At 69.0% G+C, this 19,982-nt stretch carries 19 protein-coding genes, 2 tRNA genes, 1 rRNA gene and 1 riboswitch; of the genes, 15 read left to right on the forward strand and 7 right to left on the reverse strand.

Annotated elements, in window-relative coordinates:
- Positions 1-23: 23 nt before the first annotated feature.
- Positions 24-100, reverse strand: a tRNA-Pro gene (locus tag BMW85_RS45410).
- Positions 101-189: 89 nt separating this feature from the next.
- Between BMW85_RS45410 and BMW85_RS45415 the strand changes: the two genes are divergently transcribed.
- From BMW85_RS45415 to BMW85_RS45430, 4 genes are all read left to right on the forward strand, one after another.
- Positions 190-263: transfer RNA gene (locus BMW85_RS45415), tRNA-Gly, on the forward strand.
- A 92-nt stretch (positions 264-355) separates the two neighbouring features.
- Entirely contained in the window at positions 356-541 is a 186-nt protein-coding gene (locus BMW85_RS45420) for a hypothetical protein (protein WP_091093937.1), read from the forward strand.
- A gap of 45 nt (positions 542-586) precedes the next feature.
- Complete coding sequence (locus BMW85_RS45425) at positions 587-1,219, forward strand: nucleoside/nucleotide kinase family protein (RefSeq protein WP_218156225.1); 633 nt, start codon at positions 587-589, stop codon at positions 1,217-1,219.
- 42 nt (positions 1,220-1,261) lie between these two features.
- Positions 1,262-2,572 (forward strand): TrpB-like pyridoxal phosphate-dependent enzyme, encoded by a 1,311-nt coding sequence (locus BMW85_RS45430; RefSeq protein ID WP_091093939.1) that lies wholly within the window; start codon positions 1,262-1,264, stop codon positions 2,570-2,572.
- 48 nt (positions 2,573-2,620) lie between these two features.
- Here the strand turns inward: BMW85_RS45430 and BMW85_RS52735 are convergent, their stop codons facing one another.
- On the reverse strand, positions 2,621-2,698 hold the full coding sequence (locus BMW85_RS52735) for a 50S ribosomal protein bL37 (RefSeq protein WP_371252575.1): 78 nt from the start codon (positions 2,696-2,698) through the stop codon (positions 2,621-2,623).
- A 142-nt stretch (positions 2,699-2,840) separates the two neighbouring features.
- Between BMW85_RS52735 and BMW85_RS45435 the strand changes: the two genes are divergently transcribed.
- The 3 genes from BMW85_RS45435 (at position 2,841) to BMW85_RS45445 (ending at position 5,866) form a co-directional block, all read left to right on the forward strand.
- A complete protein-coding gene (locus BMW85_RS45435; protein ID WP_091093940.1) occupies positions 2,841-3,623 on the forward strand; it encodes a DeoR/GlpR family DNA-binding transcription regulator in 783 nt (260 codons plus the stop codon).
- On the forward strand, positions 3,620-4,699 hold the full coding sequence (gene galT, locus BMW85_RS45440; protein WP_091093942.1) for a galactose-1-phosphate uridylyltransferase: 1,080 nt from the start codon (positions 3,620-3,622) through the stop codon (positions 4,697-4,699). Before BMW85_RS45435 ends, galT begins: the two co-directional genes overlap by 4 nt.
- Positions 4,700-4,767: 68 nt before the next feature.
- Positions 4,768-4,906: riboswitch (cyclic di-AMP (ydaO/yuaA leader) on the forward strand.
- 6 nt (positions 4,907-4,912) lie between these two features.
- Positions 4,913-5,866, forward strand: a complete 954-nt coding sequence (locus tag BMW85_RS45445) for a coiled-coil domain-containing protein (protein ID WP_091093943.1) — start codon at positions 4,913-4,915, stop codon at positions 5,864-5,866.
- An 11-nt stretch (positions 5,867-5,877) separates the two neighbouring features.
- Here the strand turns inward: BMW85_RS45445 and BMW85_RS45450 are convergent, their stop codons facing one another.
- Genes BMW85_RS45450 through BMW85_RS45465 form a run of 4 tightly spaced genes read right to left on the reverse strand, consistent with a single transcriptional unit; the run spans position 5,878 to position 9,573 of the window.
- A complete protein-coding gene (locus BMW85_RS45450; RefSeq protein WP_091093945.1) occupies positions 5,878-6,543 on the reverse strand; it encodes a response regulator transcription factor in 666 nt (221 codons plus the stop codon).
- The gene (locus tag BMW85_RS45455) at positions 6,540-7,820 is read right to left on the reverse strand and encodes a sensor histidine kinase (RefSeq protein ID WP_091093947.1); all 1,281 of its coding nucleotides are present in this window, start codon (positions 7,818-7,820) and stop codon (positions 6,540-6,542) included. Before BMW85_RS45455 ends, BMW85_RS45450 begins: the two co-directional genes overlap by 4 nt.
- 35 nt (positions 7,821-7,855) lie before the next feature.
- Positions 7,856-8,629 (reverse strand): ABC transporter permease, encoded by a 774-nt coding sequence (locus BMW85_RS45460; protein WP_091093948.1) that lies wholly within the window; start codon positions 8,627-8,629, stop codon positions 7,856-7,858.
- Positions 8,630-8,649: 20 nt separating this feature from the next.
- On the reverse strand, positions 8,650-9,573 hold the full coding sequence (locus tag BMW85_RS45465) for an ABC transporter ATP-binding protein (RefSeq protein ID WP_091093950.1): 924 nt from the start codon (positions 9,571-9,573) through the stop codon (positions 8,650-8,652).
- Positions 9,574-9,766: 193 nt separating this feature from the next.
- Between BMW85_RS45465 and BMW85_RS45470 the strand changes: the two genes are divergently transcribed.
- Positions 9,767-10,267, forward strand: coding sequence for a DinB family protein (locus BMW85_RS45470; RefSeq protein WP_091093952.1), 501 nt, complete (start codon positions 9,767-9,769; stop codon positions 10,265-10,267).
- Between the two features lie 42 nt (positions 10,268-10,309).
- Here the strand turns inward: BMW85_RS45470 and BMW85_RS45475 are convergent, their stop codons facing one another.
- Positions 10,310-10,792 (reverse strand): ATP-binding protein, encoded by a 483-nt coding sequence (locus BMW85_RS45475; RefSeq protein ID WP_091093953.1) that lies wholly within the window; start codon positions 10,790-10,792, stop codon positions 10,310-10,312.
- Between the two features lie 235 nt (positions 10,793-11,027).
- Between BMW85_RS45475 and BMW85_RS45480 the strand changes: the two genes are divergently transcribed.
- From BMW85_RS45480 to BMW85_RS45510, 7 genes are all read left to right on the forward strand, one after another.
- Positions 11,028-11,894, forward strand: coding sequence for a Sco1979 family transcriptional regulator (locus tag BMW85_RS45480; RefSeq protein ID WP_091093954.1), 867 nt, complete (start codon positions 11,028-11,030; stop codon positions 11,892-11,894).
- Positions 11,895-12,082: 188 nt separating this feature from the next.
- Positions 12,083-13,474 (forward strand): trigger factor, encoded by a 1,392-nt coding sequence (gene tig, locus BMW85_RS45485; RefSeq protein ID WP_091093956.1) that lies wholly within the window; start codon positions 12,083-12,085, stop codon positions 13,472-13,474.
- A gap of 400 nt (positions 13,475-13,874) precedes the next feature.
- Positions 13,875-14,507, forward strand: coding sequence for a ClpP family protease (locus BMW85_RS45490; protein ID WP_091093958.1), 633 nt, complete (start codon positions 13,875-13,877; stop codon positions 14,505-14,507).
- A gap of 11 nt (positions 14,508-14,518) precedes the next feature.
- A complete protein-coding gene (locus BMW85_RS45495; protein ID WP_091093959.1) occupies positions 14,519-15,142 on the forward strand; it encodes an ATP-dependent Clp protease proteolytic subunit in 624 nt (207 codons plus the stop codon).
- Positions 15,143-15,328: 186 nt separating this feature from the next.
- Positions 15,329-16,612, forward strand: a complete 1,284-nt coding sequence (clpX, locus tag BMW85_RS45500) for an ATP-dependent Clp protease ATP-binding subunit ClpX (protein WP_091093961.1) — start codon at positions 15,329-15,331, stop codon at positions 16,610-16,612.
- Positions 16,613-16,742: 130 nt separating this feature from the next.
- A complete protein-coding gene (locus BMW85_RS45505; RefSeq protein WP_177241221.1) occupies positions 16,743-19,316 on the forward strand; it encodes a valine--tRNA ligase in 2,574 nt (857 codons plus the stop codon).
- 451 nt (positions 19,317-19,767) lie between these two features.
- A 16S ribosomal RNA gene (locus tag BMW85_RS45510) occupies positions 19,768-19,982 on the forward strand; the annotation flags it as partial.

Below are 19,982 nucleotides of genomic sequence, written 5' to 3' on the forward strand. Positions count from 1 at the left end.
CGATTCGGGAGGGGCCTTCGAGCTGGTCGGGGCGACAGGATTTGAACCTGCGACTTCTTGCTCCCAAAGCAAGCGCGCTGCCAAGCTGCGCCACGCCCCGCTTCGCCGAGTGCGCATGCGCCCCGGGACTCCGGTACGCTTACGCTCTGACGACCGGATGAAGTCTAGACCAGAGTTCGACCGGTTCGCGCGGACGTAGCTCAATGGTAGAGCCCTAGTCTTCCAAACTAGCTACGCGGGTTCGATTCCCGTCGTCCGCTCCAACAGGCGAAAGGCCAGGTCAGTCGCATGCGGCTGCCTGGCCTCGCCTTTTTCGTGATCGACGTGCCTGTGCGGCCGGGAGTAGCGTCGCCTCATGACCTGGGTCGAGATCGTGCAGACGCTTGCCCTCGTGTCCGTGGCCATAACGCTGATCATGAGAGCGCGTCGGCGCGGCAGGACCGCACAGGATCGCCGGCAGCTCCGTACGGCGATCATTCTGATGTTCGCCTGCTGGTTCGGCGGGATGCTGCTAGTGCGGATCACCGCCTGGACGGCCTGATCCGGGATCCACGGCTCGCGGGCGGGCGATCGTAAGCTGAGAGGGATGATGCGCGCGCGACCTATCTCCCGTGACGTCCTGGTCGAGGAGCTGGCCGAGCTGATCGCCGGCCGGCCGCGGGAGGCGTGGGTGCGGGTGGCCGTGGACGGCGCTCCCGCCACGCGGCCGGAGGCGCTGGCCGACGAGCTGGTCGCGCCGCTGCGGTTGCGCGGGAGGCCGGTGCTGCGGGTGTCGGTCGGCGACTTCCTGCGTCCCGCGTCGCTGCGGCTGGAGCACGGCAGGACCGATCCCGACGCCTTCTACGAGGACTGGCTGGACGTCAAGGCGTTGCGGCGGGAGGTGCTGGAGCCGCTTGACGCGGGCGGTTCGGGCCGGGTGCTGCCGGCGCTGTGGGACAGCAGGGTGGACCGCGCCTACCGGTCGCCGTACGAGGAGCTGCCGCCAGGCGGGGTGGCGCTGGTCGACGGGACGTTGCTGCTGGGGCACGGGCTGCCGTTCGACGTGAGCGTGCACCTGTGGCTGTCGCCGGGCGCGCTGAGCCGCGGCACGCCGGAGGAGGAGCGGTGGCGGCTGCCCGCGTACGAGCGTTACGAGCGCGAGGCCCACCCCCAGCGCCGGGCCGACGTCGTCGTCAGGGCCGACCATCCCCATCGGCTGGCGGTGCTGATCGGTAGCTGAGAGTTACTGGATCGCCGTGCGTGACGGGCGCAGACTGCAAGAGTGATCCCGAGCAACTGGTACAACATCGTTCCCGACCTGCCCGCTCTTCCGCCGCCACCGCTGCACCCAGCCACCCGCGAGCCCGTCGGGCCGGACGACCTGGCCCCGCTGTTCCCGATGGAGCTGATCGCGCAGGAGGTCGGCGTCGAGCGGTTCGTCCCGATCCCGCAGGAGGTCATGGAGGTCTACCGGCTCTGGCGGCCGACGCCGCTGATCCGGGCCCACCGCCTGGAACGTGCCCTCGGCACGCCGGCCAGGATCTACTACAAGTACGAGGGCGTCTCCCCGGCCGGCTCCCACAAGCCGAACACCGCCGTTCCGCAGGCGTACTACAACGCCAAGGAAGGCGTCCGGCTGCTCACGACCGAGACCGGCGCGGGGCAGTGGGGATCGTCGCTGGCCTTCGCCTGCGCCCAGTTCGGTCTGGAGTGCCAGGTCTGGATGGTGCGCGCCTCCTACGACCAGAAGCCCTACCGCCGCTCGCTCATGCAGGTGTACGGGGCGACGGTGCACGCCAGCCCGTCCCCTGTAACCGGCGCGGGCAGCAAGGTCCTGGCCGGCGACCCCGGCTCGCCGGGCAGCCTCGGCATCGCGATCAGCGAGGCCGTCGAGGTGGCCGCCGCGACCCCCGACGCCCGTTACGCACTCGGCTCGGTGCTCAACCACGTGCTCATGCACCAGACGGTCATCGGCGAGGAGGCCCTGGAGCAGCTCCCGGAGCTGCCCGACCTGGTCATCGGCTGTACGGGCGGCGGCTCCAACTTCGCCGGGCTGATGTTCCCGTTCCTGCGGGAGAAGCTGGCGGGCCGCCTGGACACGGTGTTCCGCGCGGTGGAGCCGGCCGCCTGTCCGTCGTTCACCCGCGGCGTGTACGCCTACGACTTCGGCGACACCGCCGGCCTGACGCCGCTGCTCAAGATGCACACGCTGGGGCACTCGTTCGTGCCGGACCCGATCCACGCGGGTGGCCTGCGCTATCACGGCATGTCGCCGCTGCTGTCCCACATGTACGACCTGGGCCTGTTCGAGGCAGTCACCCGCGCCCAGAGCGAGTGTTTCGAGGCCGGCGTCCGCTTCGCCCGTACCGAGGGCATCGTGCCGGCCCCCGAGCCGACGCACGCGCTGGCCGAGACGATCGCGGAGGCGTTGCGCTGCAAGGAGAGCGGCGAGGAGAAGGTCATCCTCACCGCGCTGTGCGGGCACGGGCACTTCGACCTCGCGGCCTACGACCGGCACCTGGGCGGCGAGATGGAGGACTACACGCTGCCGCAGGAGCGCATCGACCAGGCGCTCACGGAGCTGCCGACCTGATCACGACGTGAGCGGGTGGCCGCGCGGCAGGCGGCCACCCGGTGGTTCCTAGCGTGCGGTGGGGCGCTTGCCGTGGTTCGCCTTCTTCTTCTTGCGCGCTTTGCCTTTGCGTGCCCGTCTGGCCATGAAGCTCGCCTCCCGCGTTCGGGGTCCGGCATGGATCCCCACAGTCCTCCCACCGCGCCGACCAGGCAAGTGATCCTCGCGAACTAACATTCCCCAACATTCTCGTGTCATAATTTGGTGGAATCTGTTGGAAGGGGCAAGGGTGCTCGCACAGCAGCGTCAGCAGGCGATCCTCGAACGCGTACGCAGCAACGGCGGCGTGCGCGTGGCCGACCTCGTGCGCGAGCTCGGGGTCTCCGACATGACCATCCGTCGCGACCTCGAGGTGCTGGCCGAGCGCGGCCTGCTGGAGAAGGTGCACGGCGGCGCGACCGCCCTCGGCCCCGGTTCGACCGAGGAGCCGGGCTTCACCGCCAAGTCCGCCCGCCAGCAGCCGGAGAAGCAGGCCATCGCGCGCCGCGCCGCGCAGCTCGTCCGGCCGGGCACCGCCGTCGCGCTGTCGGCGGGCACCACCACGTGGGCCCTCGCCCATCACCTGATCGCCGTGCCCGAGCTGACCGTGATCACCAACTCGATCCCGGTCGCCGACGTCTTCCACCGCAACCCGCGCGCCGATCGCACGGTGGTGCTGACCGGCGGCGTACGTACGCCCTCGGACGCCCTGGTGGGCCCTGTCGCCGTGGCCGCGATCCGCCGCCTGCACGTGGACACGCTCTTCCTCGGCGTCCACGGCATGAGCGTCCGGGCCGGCTTCACCACGCCCAACCTGCTGGAGTCCGAGACCGACAGGGAGCTGGTGAGCGCCGCCGGCCGCCTGGTGGTGCCCGCCGACCACACCAAGTGGAACACGGTCGGCATCAGCACCATCGCCGAGCTGAGCGAGGCCGACCTGGTCATCAGCGACGCGGGGCTGCCGGAGGACGCACGCACGGAGCTGGCCGACCGGGCCGGCGAACTCATCATCGCGGAAGAGGGCACGCTGTGAAGCGCACCATCACCCAGCTGGCCGACGGCCGGGAGCTCATCTACTTCGACCGGCGGGACGACGCCGACCGGAGCGCGGCGGACCGGCGCGAGCTCGGCCCCCGGCCGGTGGCCTCCGAGCTGCGCTACGACCCGCTGACGGAGGAGTGGATCGCGATCGCGGGGCACCGCCAGACGCGTACGTTCCAGCCCAAGGGGACGGCGGCCGAGTGCCCGCTGTGCCCGTCGGCGCCCGGCCGCGACACGGAGATCCCCGCGTACGACTACGACGTCGTGGTGTTCGAGAACCGTTTCCCATCCTTCTCCCGAAATTTCGGTACGTACGAGGATGTGGGCGGCCTGAGCGAGGCCCGCCCCGGCGCCGGCCGCTGCGAGGTCGTCTGCTTCACCTCCGACCACGACTCCAGCTTCTCCCGCCTCTCCGACGACCGGGTCGAGCTGGTCATGGAGGCGTGGGCCGACCGCACCGCAGAGCTGTCCGCCATCGAGGGCGTGGAGCAGGTGTTCTGCTTCGAGAACCGGGGCTCGGAGATCGGCATCACGCTCGCGCACCCGCACGGCCAGATCTACGCCTACCCGTACGTCACCCCGCGGACCAAGCTCAACCTCGGCGCGGCCTCCCGGCACAAGGGTCCAGGCAACCTGTTCGCCGACGTCCTCGCCGCCGAGCGCGCGGCGGGCACGCGGGTCGTGACCTCCAACGAGCACTGGACGGCGTTCGTGCCGGCCGCCGCGCGCTGGCCGTTCGAGGTTCACGTCTACCCCCACCGGCAGGTGCCTGATCTGCCGGCGCTGACGGAGGCGGAGCGGGCCGCGTTCGCGCCGCTCTACACCTTGGTGCTGCGGGCCTTCGACGGGTTGTTCGGGGCCGTGATGCCCTATATCGCGGCCTGGCACCAGGCGCCCGTACGCGAGGGGCGGGACCTCGCCCACCTGCGGCTTGAACTGTTCAGCATCAGGCGGGCGCCGGAGAAGCTGAAGTACCTGGCAGGGTCGGAGTCGGCGATGGGGGCCTTCGTCAACGACGTGCTGCCGGAGGAGGCGGCACGCATGCTGCGATCACAACTTGATCACTAATAGATTTCTACTTAAGGTCGCATTACTTGGGATCTACCACTAATATCCCCATAAGCAACGGCCGTACCAGTCGTCGCACGCCTAATCCCGGGCGCGTCGCCCGGGAGCCGGGGACCCACGCACCTGGGGTGAATCCACTTCGGTGGTAGGGACGCACTCTCACGCCCGAACCCGTCAGCTAACCCGGCCGGCAGAGGGAGAGGAACCCAGTACGTGGCGGCTTCGTCCCCCGTGCCCTTCGCCATCGGCCTCGTCACCGCCGCCGCAGTCCTCCTGTCCACGCCTTCCCCCGCGCAGGCGACCGCGCCCAAGCCGACCGAGTCACAGCTGCGCGCCCAGCTCAAGCGGCTCAACACCAAGGTCGACAAGCTCATCGAGCAGTACAACCTCAAGCGCGTCGAGCTGGCCAAGGCACAGGAGACCGCCAAGACCGCCAAGGAACGCCTGGCCACCGCCGAGCGTACGCTCGCCGCCTCCGAGCAGCGCGTCGCCGAGCTCGCCCGCCTCCGCTACCAGAACGGCGACCTCCCGGTGCCCGGCTTCATGCCGAACGCCGCCGGCGCGGCCGTGCTCGACCAGCTCACCGCCGAGCAGCAGGCGCTCGTGCAGGGCGTGGCCACGGCCCGCGACGAGAAGAAGAAGGCCGCCGCCGAGGCCGAGGCGCTGGCGGTCAAGATCCGCGCGGACGCGGCGTCGGTCGCGAAGCAGCGCGACGAGGCCGAGGACGTCATCGACGACATCAAGGACAAGCTGGCCGACCTGGTCCCGTACAGCACCGGCCGCAACTCCGACGGCAGCTGGGCCCCCCAACTGCCGTCCGGCGCGGACAACATCACCGCGCGCACCCGGCTCATGCGCGAGCAGGTGACGAAGAACTTCGCCCTGCCGTTCTCGGTGGGCTGCTTCCGCTCCGGCTCCAGCGGCGAGCACCCGCTCGGCCGCGCCTGCGACTTCATGATGAGCTCCGGCGGCACCATGCCCAGCGCGGCCAACAACGCCCTGGGCGACCGCATCGCCGCCTGGGCCCTGCAGAACCAGAGCAAACTAGGCGTCAAGTACGTGATCTGGAAGCAGCGCATCAACATGGGCTCCGGCTGGCGCGCGATGTCCGACCGAGGCAGCATCACCGAGAACCACTACGACCATGTCCACATCTCCATGAACTGACGAGCCGGGGGTCAGGACTGTCCCGGGCTCCGCGGGACGAGCAGACCTCGGTTGAACGCCTCCGTGACGGCGGCGGCCCGGTCTCCGACGCCCAGCTTGGCGTAGATGTTCAGAAGGTGGCTCTTGACCGTGGCCTCGGTGATGAACAACCGGGCGGCCGCCTCACGGTTGGTGTTCCCGGCCGCCACGAGACCGAGGACCTCGAGTTCCCGCTGGCTGAGCAGCTGCGGCGCGGGTGTCCTGACCCGGTTCATCAGCCGTGCCGCCACCGAAGGGGAAAGGACGCTCTCGCCCTTGGCAGCGGCCCGGGCACCGCGGAGCAGGTCCTCCCGGGGAGAGTCCTTGAGCAGGTAGCCGGTCGCGCCCGCCGCGATGGCCGGCAGCACGTCGGTGTCGGTGTCGTAGGTGGTCAGAACCAGGACGCGCGCGGTGACGCCGAGCCTGGCCAGCTCGGTGATCGCGGCCAGCCCGTCCATGCCCGGCATGCGCAGGTCCATCAGGATCACGTCGGGCCGGAGCCGCTGCGCGAGCCGTACGGCCGCGGCGCCGTCCGCCGCCTCGCCCAGGACCTCGAATCCGGGCGCGGAGGCGAACATGCTGGTCAGCCCATCCCTGACGACGGGATGGTCGTCCGCGATCAACAACCGGATCGGGGTCTCGGCCGCGCGGTCGGTCATGGGTGGCTCCCGGCCGGCAGGGTGGGGATGCGGGCCGAGATCCCGGTGCCGGCGCCGGGCTCGGACTCGATCTGCAGGGTCCCGGACAGTCCTTCGACGCGCTGACGCATGATGGTCAGGCCGAATCCGCCGCCGCGGGCCGGCGGCGGCGAACCGCCGTCCGTGGCCGTGCCGGCCTCGAGGCCCGCGGGATCAAAGCCCTTGCCGTCGTCACGTACGTCCAACGCGACCTCGTGCTCCAGGTAGGACAGGGTCACCCCGACCCTGGTCGCGTACGCGTGTCTGGCCACGTTGGCCAACGCCTCCTGCGCCGTGCGCAGCAGCGCGAACTCGGCCTCCGGCGTCATCGGCCGCGCCGTGCCCGTCGTCGTGACCTGAACGGCGAGCCCGTGCACCTTCGACCACCGGCCGGCGACGTCGGCCAGCGCGTCGCTCAGGCGCGCGGTCTGCAGGGGCTCGGGCCGGAGCGCGTCCACCGCGCGCCGCGCCTCGGCCAGGCTCTCCCTCGCGAGGTTCTTGACGGCGTCGAAGGGCCGCCGCCACGGCACCGGGACCTCGTGCATCTGCTCCGCGGCCTGGAGTTGCGTGATGATGCCGGTGAGCCCCTGCGCCAGCGTGTCATGGATCTCGCGAGCCATCCGCTGACGCTCGTCGAGCACGCCGGCCTCTCTGGCCTGGGCGAGCAGCTGGGCATGCAGGCCGGCGTTCTCGGCGAGCGACGCCTCCAGCAGCCGGTTCGTCCGGCTCAGCTCCTCGAGTGTCTGCTCGCGCCGCTCCTCCTCCTTCTCGGCCATCCGCAGGACCCAGGCGCAGGCGCACATCATGGCGATGTTGAAGGCGACGACGGTCACGTGCATCGTCAGGCCGAGCGCGTCCGTCCTCGGAATGCCGGACGCCTGCGCCGTACCGGCCAGGACCGCCGTCGCGGCCACGCCCAGCAGCCGCCACGGCCAGCGCAGGACCGTGAAGGAGTAGATGTAGGCGGCAGGGGTGAAGAGCCCGAAAACGGGGTGACGAGCCACCAGGACGGCGGTGATCACGAGCAGCCCGGCGACGAACGCCCCCATGATCCGTGGCCGGTCCCGCCATCCAGGACGCAGGGTGAACATGCCGAGCATCCACCCGGCCGCCAGCCCGCACAGGCCGAGGTCGATGAGCAAGGAGCCGCCCGCCCAGCGCTCCACGAGCAGCAGGATCACCACGAGGAGCGCCAGCAGCGCGTACGGCACCACGTCGACCAGAAGGAACGGCGGCTGCTGCGAGATCTTCCTGCTCAAGGCTCCCTCTCCCCGCGGGATTCTAGTCTGCGCGGCTATTCCCAGCGGAACCAGCGGACCGCGGCGAACGCGCACACCACCGCATAGGCCGCCAGGGTCAGCAGCGGCACGGCCGACGGGAAGTGACCCAGGTACGCGTCCTGGAACGCCCCCATTCCCGCGCCGAGAGGGGTGTAGTGGGCGATGTCCCGCAGCAGCGGCGGCATCTGCGAGATCGGCACCCAGAGCCCGGCGAAGAACATCATCGGGAAGAACAGCACCGTGCCGATCGCCGTCGCCGGTCCCCGCCCGGGCGCCAGTGCGGTGATCAGCAGGCCGATCGCGAGCAACGCGCCCGCCGCGAGCAGCCAGGCGAGGGCGAAGCCCGGAAGGTGCTGCGGCAGGTCGACGCCGAACCCGAACCCGGCCACCGCGAGGAACAGGACCATCGCGACGACGGCGATGGCGAAGTTCGCCACGAGCTGGGCGGCGAGCACGCGGGCCGGGCCGACCGGAGTGGTGCGCATGCGCCGCAGCACGCCGTTCTCCCGGTATCCGGCGAGCGTGGTCGGCAGGGAGGCGGTGGCCAGGATGGCCAGGTTGAAGAGGACCAGAACAGGGACGTACAGGTCGAAGTACGTCAGGCCGCCGCTGCCCTCCACAGGCTCCCGCAGATCGGGGACGCTGCCGAGGACGATCAACAGGACCAGCGGGAAGCCGATGCCCCACAGAGGGGCGACCTTGTCCCGGACGCACAACGTGCTCTCGGCCTTGACGAGCCGCCAGGTCGCGGAGCCTCGTTCGGCGGTGGGCAGGGCTGACATGGACATGAGGTCCTCTCTCTGACGTGTCACCGGGGGTCGGGTCCGTCGGGGCGCCTGCCGGTCAGCCGGACGAAGGCGTCCTCCAGGCTCGCCTGCTCGACGCGCAGCTGCTCGGCCACGATCTGGTTGCGGGCCAGCACGGTGGTGACGGCGTTGAGCGCGTTGTCGTTGCCGTTCACGACGACCAGCTCGCCCTGACGGGTGACGCCCGAGACGTCCGGCAGGCTCGTCAGCAGGCGGTCGTCCACCGGCCTGGACGGACGGAACCGGATCCGCTGCCCGATGCGCGCCCGCTCGGTCAGCCCGGCCGGGGTGTCCACCATGACGACGCGGCCGGCGTCGATCAGCGCGAGCCGGTCGCACAGCCGCTCGGCCTCCTCCATGAAGTGGGTGACCAGCACGATCGTCGTCCCGCGAGAGCGCACGCCCTCGATCAGGTCCCAGGTGTCGCGCCGGGCCTGCGGGTCGAGACCGGTGGTGAGCTCGTCGAGGATCGCCACCCGGGGACCGCCGATGAGCGCCAGCGCGATCGAGAGCCGCTGTTTCTGGCCGCCGGACAGTTTGGCGTACCTGGTCTTCGCCTTGTCGGCCAGGCCGAGGCCGTCCAGCAGGGCGCGCCAGTCGGCGGGCCGCGGATAGAAGGAGCTGTAGAGCTGCAGTGCCTCGGCGACCTGCAGCCGCTCGGGGAGGTGGCCGGCCTGCAACTGGACGCCGAGCCTCCGGGTCAGCTCGGCGCGGTCGTGGAGGGGGTCGAGCCCCAGCACCCTGATCTCACCGCGATCCGGGACGCGGAGGCCCTCGACGCATTCCACGGTCGTCGTCTTGCCGGCGCCGTTCGGGCCGAGGATGCCGAAGATCTCACCCTCACGGACGGTGAGCGAGACGTCGTCGACCGCGATCTTGTCGTCATAGCGTTTGTGGAGGTTGCGTACCTCGATCACTGGTGGCATGCGCGCGTCCTTCCGGGCTCGGCCCGTCGGTGATTGGCGCGTTCAGCCTGCTACGACCCGTGCCTGCGCCGACACCGACCAGGAGACGGGACCTGGCCGCCGGACGGTGGAGTCCCGGACCCAACCGATCGGTGGATCGGCGCGCTCGCGCGGAGGGCCGGCGGTCTCGGGACGCCCGATAGGGTCGGGGCTCATGGAAGACCCCCGCACTCCGCCGCCGCTGACCGGCGACGAGCGCACCGTGCTCGGCAACTGGCTCGAATGGCACCGCGCCACCCTCGCCGTCAAGTGCGCCGGCCTGACCGCCGAGCAGTTGCGCCTGCGCAGCGCCGAACCCTCCGGCCTGTCCCTGCTCGGCCTGGTCCGGCACATGGCGAACGTCGAGCGCGCCTGGTTCCGCCGGGTGCTCGCCGGCGAGGACGTACCGAAGCTGTGGGACAAGGACCGCGACAACGACGCCGACTTCAAGGAAGTGGACACCGCGTCGGTGGAGGAGGCGTTCGACACCTGGCGGGACGAGGTCGAGCGCGCCCGCGCCATCTCGGCCGCCAGGCCGCTCGACGCGGTGGGGGAGCGCAACGGCGGCGACTGCTCGCACCGCTGGATCCTGGTTCACATGATCGAGGAGTACGCCCGGCACAACGGCCACGCCGATCTCCTGCGCGAACGCATCGACGGCGTCACGGGCGAATGATCAGACCAGTGTGATCAGGCCAGTCTTATCAGAGCTGCGTGATCAGGGCTCGGTGCGGAAGAGCGCCCACACGGCCTTGCCGCCGCGGGCCAGCCGGTCCCAGCCCCAGCTCTGGCTGTAGGTCTCGACGATGTAGAGGCCGCGGCCGTTCTCGGAGATGAAGTCGGGCTCCTTGCGCCGCGGCACCTCGTCGCTAGGGTCGGCCACGGCCAGCAGCACGTGAGGGCTGACCCGCATGAGCAGCAGCTCGATCTCGCGCCGCCCGGAGGAGCGCATCGCGTACCTGACCGCGTTCGTCACCAGCTCGGAGACCACGAGCGCGGCGTCGTCGCTCAGGTCGTGCAGCCCCCAGCCCCGGAGGGTGGAGCGGGTGACGTCCCTGGCGGTCTTCACCGAGTCGGCCTGGAAGGGCAACGGGCACGAGGTGGTGTACGGCTTGCCGCCACGACCAGTGAGCAACTGGTCGAAACCGACTTCGCGGGTGATCTGGAGGCAGTCGGCAGTGGCCAGAGGGTCCTCTACCATCCCGCCAATACCTCCCCGTAAAGCCTTGGTTAGTGCATGTTTGGCCCACTATGCACTAAGCCATCATGGGTCACGACGGCTGCGCCTGCAAGACCCAAATGCACGTGCAGCTGCAATGTGCAGCCGCAAGCGGCGTTTTCCCCGGTCGACACGGCGAATCGGACACCCGGTTGGGACCTTGTCATAGCAGCCAATGTGGTGTCACTGTGTGGTGCGGACCTTGATAGGAGGCAAAGTGACGCAGAACCAGCCGGGTTCCGGGCCGACGGCGCTGCGCATCCTCCTGGGCTCCCAACTGCGCAAGCTCAGGGAAGCGAAGAACGTCACCCGCGAGGAGGCGGGCCACCTCATCCGTGGCTCCGAATCCAAGATCAGCCGCATGGAGCTGGGCCGGGTGGGGTTCAAGGAGCGTGACGTGGCCGACCTGCTGACCCTGTACGGGGTCGTCGACCAGCAGGCCCGCTCCGCCGTGCTCGACCTGGTGGCCAACGCCAACGAGCCGGGCTGGTGGCACCGGTTCAACGATGTCCTGCCCACGTGGTTCCAGGCGTACGTCGGTCTGGAGGAGGCCGCGACCAGGATCAGGACCTACGAGGTCCAGTTCGTGCCAGGACTGCTGCAGACCAAGGAGTACGCGAGGGCTGTGGTGACCGCCGGGACGGCGGGCATCGGAGCGGAGGAGATCGCCAGGAGGGTGGATCTCCGTCTGGAGCGCCAGAGGATCTTCGAGCGGCCGGACGGCCCGGTCTTCTGGGCGGTGATCGACGAGGCGGCGCTACGCCGGCCGATCGGCGGCGCCGAGGTGATGAAGGCCCAGCTCGAACACCTCATCGACCTCATGCGCCAGCCGAGCATCACGATCCAGATCATGCCCTTCAGCTTCGGCGGGCACAGCGCGGAGGGCGGGGCGTTCAGCGTCCTGCGCTTCCCCGACCCCGACCTGCCCGACGTCGTGTACGTCGAGCAACTCGCCAGCGCCCTCTATCTGGACAAGCGCGAGGACGTGGACCGGTACACCGAGGTCATGGAGCGGCTCTGCGCCGTCAGCACCACTCCGGACGAGACGACCGAGCTGCTGAGGAAGATCGCGGACGAGTTCTGACGGCATGCGGACGTCGTTGTGACCGCCGGGACGTCGTTGTTGGGTATGCATCTGCCCTAGACTGGACCACCGGCGTTGGATGCCGCCGAGGCGGAGCATGCCCAACACCGCTCATGTGGGCGCGGCGCGTGAGCCGACCGAATGGACGCGCCCGCGATCACTCGTAGCTTGATCAAGGAGACCATTCCGTGAAGACCGCTGTCGAGGAGCTCAGCCCGACCCGGGTCAAGCTCACTGTCGAGGTGCCGTTCGACGAGCTGCGCCCGAGCATGGATGCGGCGTACAAGAAGGTCGCGCAGCAGGTGCGCGTCCCCGGGTTCCGGCCTGGCAAGGTTCCGGCCCGCATCATCGAGCAGCGCTTCGGCCGGGCGGTCGTCCTGGAGGAGACCCTCAACGACGCCGTGCCCAAGCTGTACGGCCAGGCTGTCGACGAGGCCGACGTGTTCCCGGTCAGCCAGCCTGACATCGAGGTCACGAAGATCGACGACGGTGAGCAGATCGAGTTCACCGCCGAGGTCGACGTCCGGCCCAACTTCGACGTGCCCGACTACCAGGGCCTCGAGGTCACCGTCGACTCCGCCGAGGTCACCGACGAGGACGTCGACCGCCAGCTCGACGCGCTGCGCCAGCGCTTCGCCACGCTGACCGGCGTCGAGCGCGCCGCCACCGCGGGCGACTACGTCGTGATGGACCTGCGCGCCGAGATCGACGGCAAGAACATCGAGGAGCAGGCCGCCAGCGAGGTGTCCTACGAGGTCGGCGCGGGCTCCGTGCTCCAGGGCCTCGACGACGCCCTGGAGGGCATGTCCGCCGGCGAGGAGAAGAGCTTCACGACCGAGCTGGTCGGTGGCGAGAACGCCGGCGAGCAGGCCGACGTCATCATCAGCGTCAAGTCGGTCAAGGAGAAGGTGCTGCCCGAGCTCGACGACGAGTTCGCCCAGCTCGCCAGCGAGTTCGACACGCTCGACGAGCTCAAGGCCAGCATCCGCGAGCAGGCCCGTCGCAACAAGCTGATCGACCAGGTCGTCCAGTCCCGCGAGAAGGCCCTCGACGCGCTGCTCGACCAGCTCGACCTCCCGCTGCCCGACAGCGCGCTCAAGGCCGAGATCGACGCCCGCAAGCACAACCTCGACCACCAGGTCGCCGAGAGCGGGCTGAGCCGCGACGCCTTCTTCCGCCTCTACCAGACGACGGAGGAGGAGCGCTTCGCCGAGTTCGAGAAGAACTCCGCCCGCGCGCTCAAGGTCGGCTTCGTGCTCGACAAGATCGCCAAGTCCGAGGAGCTGGGCGTCTCCGAGCAGGAGCTGACCAACTTCGTCGTGCGCCGCGCCATGGAGATGGGCGTGCAGCCCAACGAGCTGGCCAAGCACCTGGCCGACAACGACCAGCTCACGCTGGCCATGGTCGAGATCGTCCGCGACAAGGCCAAGTCCGTCATCGGTGACGCCGCCAAGGTCGTCGACACCGACGGCAACGAGGTGGACCTCAAAGCCATCTACACCGAGATCAACGGCGAGGCCCCCGTCGAGGAGGAGGCCGCTGCCGAGGACGGCACCGCCGACGACAAGGGCGAGGCGTAACCCTCACCCGGCGTTCTCACCGGCGCTTCGCAGGAGCCCTCGGACTCTCCGTCCGGGGGCTCCGCCGTTTCCTGAGCGCGCGGCTTCCCTGAGTACGTGCCTGAGCGTGTGGCTTCCCGGCCCGGCCGCGACCGCTTCGGAGGGGCTGAGACGCCCGCCACAGGGCGCGGCGCCTCCTGGCCCCTCCGACCCGCCGTCACGGCCCCTGGCCACGCGTCCCGCCCTCTGAGGGCGCTCCAGGGACATCCCGCCCCGCGCCCCGCCGGACCCCACCTGTCCCTGCGGACGCCGGACATGCGCCGTCAGCGAACAGTCCGGCAGAGCGGGCATGACCTGTGGGCGGCGCGCGTTAAGGTCACAAGCAAAGCCAATCGATTACGACGCATCGGAAGGTGACGCTGTGACCAGCCCGCCGACCTTCTATCAGCCTGAGTCTCGAGGCCGTGAGAACGGCTCCGCCTTCCGGCTTGAGGACCAGCTTTACCAGCGCCTGCTCCGGGAGCGGATCATCGTGCTCGGGCAGGAGGTCAACGACGAGATCGCCAACCGCATCTGCGCTGAGCTGCTGCTGCTCGCGGCCGACGACCCCAGCCGCGACATCACGCTTTACATCAACTCGCCGGGTGGCTCGGTGAGTGCCGGCATGGCCATCTACGACATGATGGAATATGTGCCGAACGACGTCTCCACCGTGGTCATGGGCATGGCGGCCTCCATGGGCCAGTTCCTGCTCACCGCGGGTGCCAGGGGCAAGCGCTACGCCCTGCCGCACGCTCGGGTCATGATGCACCAGCCGTCGGGCGGCATCGGCGGCACCGCCGCCGACATCGCCATCCAGGCCGAGCAGATGCTCTACGTGAAGAAGACGCTGGCCGAGCGGATCGCCTTCCACACGGGGCAGTCGCTGGACCAGATCGAGTCCGACTCCGACCGCGACCGCTGGTTCACCGCCGAGGAGGCCAAGGACTACGGCTTCATCGACCACGTGGTCCGCAGCGCGCGACAGGTGCCCTCGGCCGGGCCCGTCTCCTAGGGGGAGCTGACATGAACATCCAAAGCCGTTACGTTCTCCCCTCCTTCGTCGAGCGCACGTCGTACGGCGTGAAGGAGATGAACCCTTACAACAAGCTCTTCGAGGACCGCATCATCTTCCTCGGAGTGCAGATCGACGACGCGTCGGCCAACGACGTGATGGCCCAGCTGCTCACGCTGGAGTCGCTCGACCCCGACCGTGACATCAGCATCTACATCAACTCGCCGGGCGGTTCGTTCACCGCCATGACGGCGATCTACGACACGATGCAGTTCGTCCGGCCGGAGATCCAGACCGTCTGCCTCGGCCAGGCCGCCTCGGCCGCGGCCGTGCTGCTGGCCGGCGGCACCCCGGGCAAGCGCTTCGCGCTGCCCAACGCCCGGGTGCTGATCCACCAGCCGTCCACCGAGGGCGGCGGCCAGGGCAGCGACATCGAGATCCAGGCCCGCGAGATCCTCCGCATGCGCACGCTGCTGGAGGACATCGTGGCCAGGCACACCGGTAAGGCCTCCGCCGAGGTCCGTAAGGACATCGAACGCGACAAAATTCTCAACGCGGACGAGGCAAAGGCGTATGGTCTGATCGACGACATCATCCCGTCCAGGAAGAAGCGAGCTCAGGCCGTGGCTTCCTAGACGAGACGTGACGCACCGGAGCGCTGCCCAATAGGGCACGTTCCGGTGCGACTCGCCGCTAGGGGGCTCACTGAGGGCCCAGAAGACGGTAACGTCGAAACCTGAGCGGTTCGGCCAAGTCCGGAGGATGTCCGGAGACACTGCTCTCGCGAGAGCAGGGCGGTCCCACGCAAAGGAGTATCTGGGGTGGCACGCATCGGCGACGGGGGAGACCTGCTGAAGTGCTCTTTCTGCGGAAAGAGCCAGAAGCAAGTCAAGAAGCTCATTGCCGGTCCAGGCGTCTACATCTGCGATGAGTGCATCGATCTCTGCAACGAGATCATCGAGGAGGAGCTCTCCGAGTCCTCCGAGCTCAAGTGGGACAACCTGCCCAAGCCGAGGGAGATCTACGAGTTCCTCGACGCCTACGTCATCGGTCAGGACAAGGCGAAGAAGGCGCTCTCGGTGGCGGTCTACAACCACTACAAGCGGGTGCAGTCGGGCGACCGGGGCAGAGACGACGGCCTGGAGCTGGCCAAGAGCAACATCTTGTTGCTCGGGCCCACCGGCTCCGGCAAGACGCTGCTGGCGCAGACCCTGGCGAAGATGCTCAACGTGCCCTTCGCCATCGCCGACGCCACGGCCCTCACCGAGGCCGGCTACGTCGGCGAGGACGTCGAGAACATCCTCCTCAAGCTGATCCAGGCCGCCGACTACGACGTCAAGAAGGCCGAGACCGGCATCATCTACATCGACGAGGTCGACAAGATCGCCCGCAAGAGCGAAAACCCGTCGATCACGCGCGACGTCTCCGGCGAGGGCGTGCAGCAGGCGCTGCTCAAGATACTGGAGGGCACCACGGCATCGGTGCCTCCGCAGGGCGGCCGCAAGCACCCGCACCAGGAGTTCATCCAGATCGACACCACCAACGTGCTGTTCATCTGCGGCGGCGCGTTCGCGGGCCTCGAAAAGATCATCGAGTCGCGCATCGGCAAGAAGGGCATCGGCTTCAACGCGATCATCCGGTCCAAGGAAGAGATCGACACCGCCGACATCTTCTCCGACGTCATGCCGGAGGACCTGCTGAAGTTCGGCATGATCCCCGAGTTCGTCGGACGCCTGCCGGTCATCACCTCGGTCCACAACCTCGACCGCGAAGCGCTCATCCAGATCCTCACCGAGCCGCGCAACGCGCTGGTGAAGCAATACCGCAAGCTCCTGGAGCTCGACGGCGTCGAGCTGGAGTTCACCGACGGCGCCCTGGAGGCCATCGCCGACCAGGCGATCCTGCGCGGCACCGGCGCCCGCGGCCTGCGCGCCATCCTGGAGGAGGTGCTCCAGTCCGTCATGTACGAGGTGCCCTCCCGCCAGGACGTCGCCCGCGTCGTCATCACCCGCGAGTCGGTGCTGGAGCACGCGATCCCGACGCTCGTCCCGCGCGACCAGCTCGCCGTCAAGCAGCAGCGCACGCCGCGCGAGAAGTCTGCCTGACCCGGCTCACGCCGTTCACGCCAGAGCGCCCGGTGGCAGCACGCCACGCGGGCGCTTTCGGCACTTCGGACCCATTTCCATCCCGCATTCGAGCAAGCGAGGCGTTTTCCGCTTGCCGCCCTCCCTAGAATTGGTCACTGTGACAACGCCAGAGCTGCCTACTCAATACACACCGGCCGACGTCGAGACCCGGAGCTACGAGCGCTGGGTATCCCGGGGCTACTTCGGCGCCGACCCGGGCAGCTCGCGCGAGCCGTACAGCATCGTCCTGCCCCCGCCCAACGTGACCGGCGTCCTGCACATCGGGCACGCGCTCGACCACTCCATCCAGGACGCGCTCACCCGCCGCGCCCGCATGCAGGGCCGCGAGACGCTGTGGCTGCCCGGCATGGACCACGCCGGCATCGCCACTCAAAACGTCGTGGAGCGCGAGCTGGCCAAGGAGGGCCTGTCCCGGCACGACCTCGGGCGCGAGGCGTTCGTCGAGCGGGTCTGGCAGTGGAAGGAGGAGTCCGGCGGCCGGATCCTCGGCCAGATGCGCAAGCTGGGCGATGGCGTCGACTGGTCGCGCGAGCGCTTCACCATGGACCCGGGCCTGTCGCGGGCCGTGCAGACCATCTTCAAGCGCCTGTTCGACGACGGCCTCATCTACCGCGCCGAGCGCATCATCAACTGGTGCCCGCGCTGCCACACGGCGCTGTCGGACATCGAGGTCGAGCACAGCGAGGACGAGGGCGAGCTCGTCTCGATCCGCTACTCCGACGACCTCGTGGTCGCCACCACCCGCGCCGAGACGATGCTCGGCGACACCGCCGTGGCCGTCCACCCGAGCGACGAGCGCTACGCCCACCTGGTCGGCACCATGGTCGAGCTGCCGCTCACCGGCCGGATGATCCCGGTGGTTGCCGACGAGCACGTCGACCCGTCCTTCGGCACCGGCGCGGTCAAGGTCACCCCGGCCCACGACCCCAACGACTTCGAGATCGGACGGCGCCACTCGCTGCCGTCCATCACCGTCATGGACGAGCGCGGCATCATCACCGCGCACGGCCCCTTCGAAGGGCTCGACCGCTTCGAGGCCAGGCCCGCCGTCGTCGCGGCGCTGCGCGCCGAGGGCCGCATCGTCGCCGAGAAGCGCCCCTACCTGCACGCGGTCGGCCACTGCTCGCGCTGCAAGACCGTCGTCGAGCCGCGGCTGTCGCTGCAGTGGTTCGTCAACGTCTCGCCGCTGGCCAAGGCCGCCGGCGACGCCGTCCGCGACGGCCGCACCCGCATCCACCCGCCGGAGATGGCCAAGCGCTACTTCGACTGGGTGGACGACATGCACGACTGGTGCATCTCCCGCCAGCTCTGGTGGGGCCACCGCATCCCGGTCTGGTACGGCCCCGACGGCGAGGTCGTCTGCGTCGGCCCCGACGAGGACCCGCCCGCCGGCTACACCCAGGACCCCGACGTCCTCGACACCTGGTTCTCCTCCGGGCTGTGGCCGTTCTCGACGCTGGGCTGGCCCGACCACACGCCGGAGCTGGAGCGCTTCTACCCGACGTCCGTGCTCGTCACCGGTTACGACATCCTGTTCTTCTGGGTGGCCCGGATGATGATGTTCGGGCTCTACGCCATGGACGGCGAGCCGCCGTTCCGGGTCGTGGCGCTGCACGGCATGGTCCGCGACCAGTACGGCAAGAAGATGTCCAAGTCGTTCGGCAACGTCGTCGACCCGCTCGACTGGGTCGAGCGCTTCGGCGCCGACGCCACCCGCTTCACGCTCCTGCGCGGCGCCAACCCCGGCGCGGACGTCGCGGTGAGCGAGGAGTGGGCGGCCGGCTCCCGCAACTTCTGCAACAAGATCTGGAACGCCACCCGCTTCGCGCTCATGAACGGCGCCGCCGTCGGCTCGCTCGACGGCGCCAACCTGACCGCGGCCGACCGGTGGATCCTGTCGCGGCTGCAGACCGTCATCGGCGCGGCGGACGCCGCCCTGGAGGACTTCGAGTTCGCCAAGGCGGCCGACCTGCTCTACCACTTCGCGTGGGACGAGGTCTGCGACTGGTACCTCGAACTGGCCAAGATCCAGCTCGGTGAGGGGCTCGACCACACGCGGCTGGTGCTCGGCAACGTCTTCGACGCGTTGCTGCGGCTGTTGCACCCGCTGGTGCCGTTCGTCACCGAGGAGCTGTGGCGAGCGGTCACGGGCGGCGAGTCGATCGTCGTGGCCCCGTGGCCGGTGCCCGACCCCCGCTACGCCGACCCCGAGGCCGAGGCCGAGATCGTCGCGCTGCAGGATCTCGTGACGGAGGTCCGCCGGTTCCGCTCCGACCAGGGGCTCAAGCCGGGTCAGAAGGTCGCGGCCCGTCTGGGGTTGGCCGGCACGCCGCTCGCGGCGCAGGAGACGGCCGCGCGGTCGCTGCTGCGGCTGACCGAGCCCGGCGAATCCTTCAGCCCCACTGCGCGCCTGGAAGTGGGCGGGGTGAGCGTCGAGCTCGACACCGCCGGCGCCATCGACGTGGCGGCCGAGCGCAAGCGGCTGGAGAAGGATCTTGCCGTCGCGCGCAAGGAGGCGGCGCAGGTGGCCGCCAAGCTGGGCAACGAGCAGTTCATGGCCAAGGCGCCCGACAACGTGGTCGCCAAGGTCAGGGGCCGGGCCGAGCAGGCCGCGGCCGACATCGCGAGGCTTGAGGCACAGCTGGCCGGGCTGGGTGTTTGAACCTTCGGGGCGCAGGGAAGGTCTATTCGTTACCGAAGAACGACCTTCCCCGCCCGTGAGGGCTGCTAGAGTTTTGTGTGTAGGGCGAGTACGCCCTGCCACTCCTCACAACGAACCCCGATCTTCGGGCTGGGTCCGGCCAGGCGGTTGGACAAGGGCCGAAAGTTGGAGTAAGTTACGAGGGTTGCCTCGACGAGGGGCAAGTCCGGAAGCTCCCGGAACGGGCGGTTTGACAAGAATCGTCCGGATCTGGTAGGCTGAAGGAGAAGCGAAGTGCGCCTCCGGCGCTGACACTCGAAAGAGTGTCCGGTCGAGGATGATCGCGTCCGTTTCTTGAGAACTCAACAGTGTGTTAAAAGCCAGTGCATGTGCATCACACATGTATGACCCCGTCATTTTTGACGGATTCTTGCTTGGATGATTCATCCGGACAAGCTGTTTTCACAGACATTGTTTGGAGAGTTTGATCCTGGCTCAGGACGAACGCTGGCGGCGTGCTTAACACATGCAAGTCGAGCGGAAAGGCCCTTCGGGGTACTCGAGCGGCGAACGGGTGAGTAACACGTGAGCAACCTGCCCCTGACTCTGGGATAAGCCCGGGAAACTGGGTCTAATACCGGATATGACCGCCTCCGGCATCGGATGGTGGTGGAAAGTTTTTCGGTT

This window comes from Nonomuraea wenchangensis (assembly GCF_900111685.1).
Taxonomy (GTDB): domain Bacteria; phylum Actinomycetota; class Actinomycetes; order Streptosporangiales; family Streptosporangiaceae; genus Nonomuraea; species Nonomuraea wenchangensis.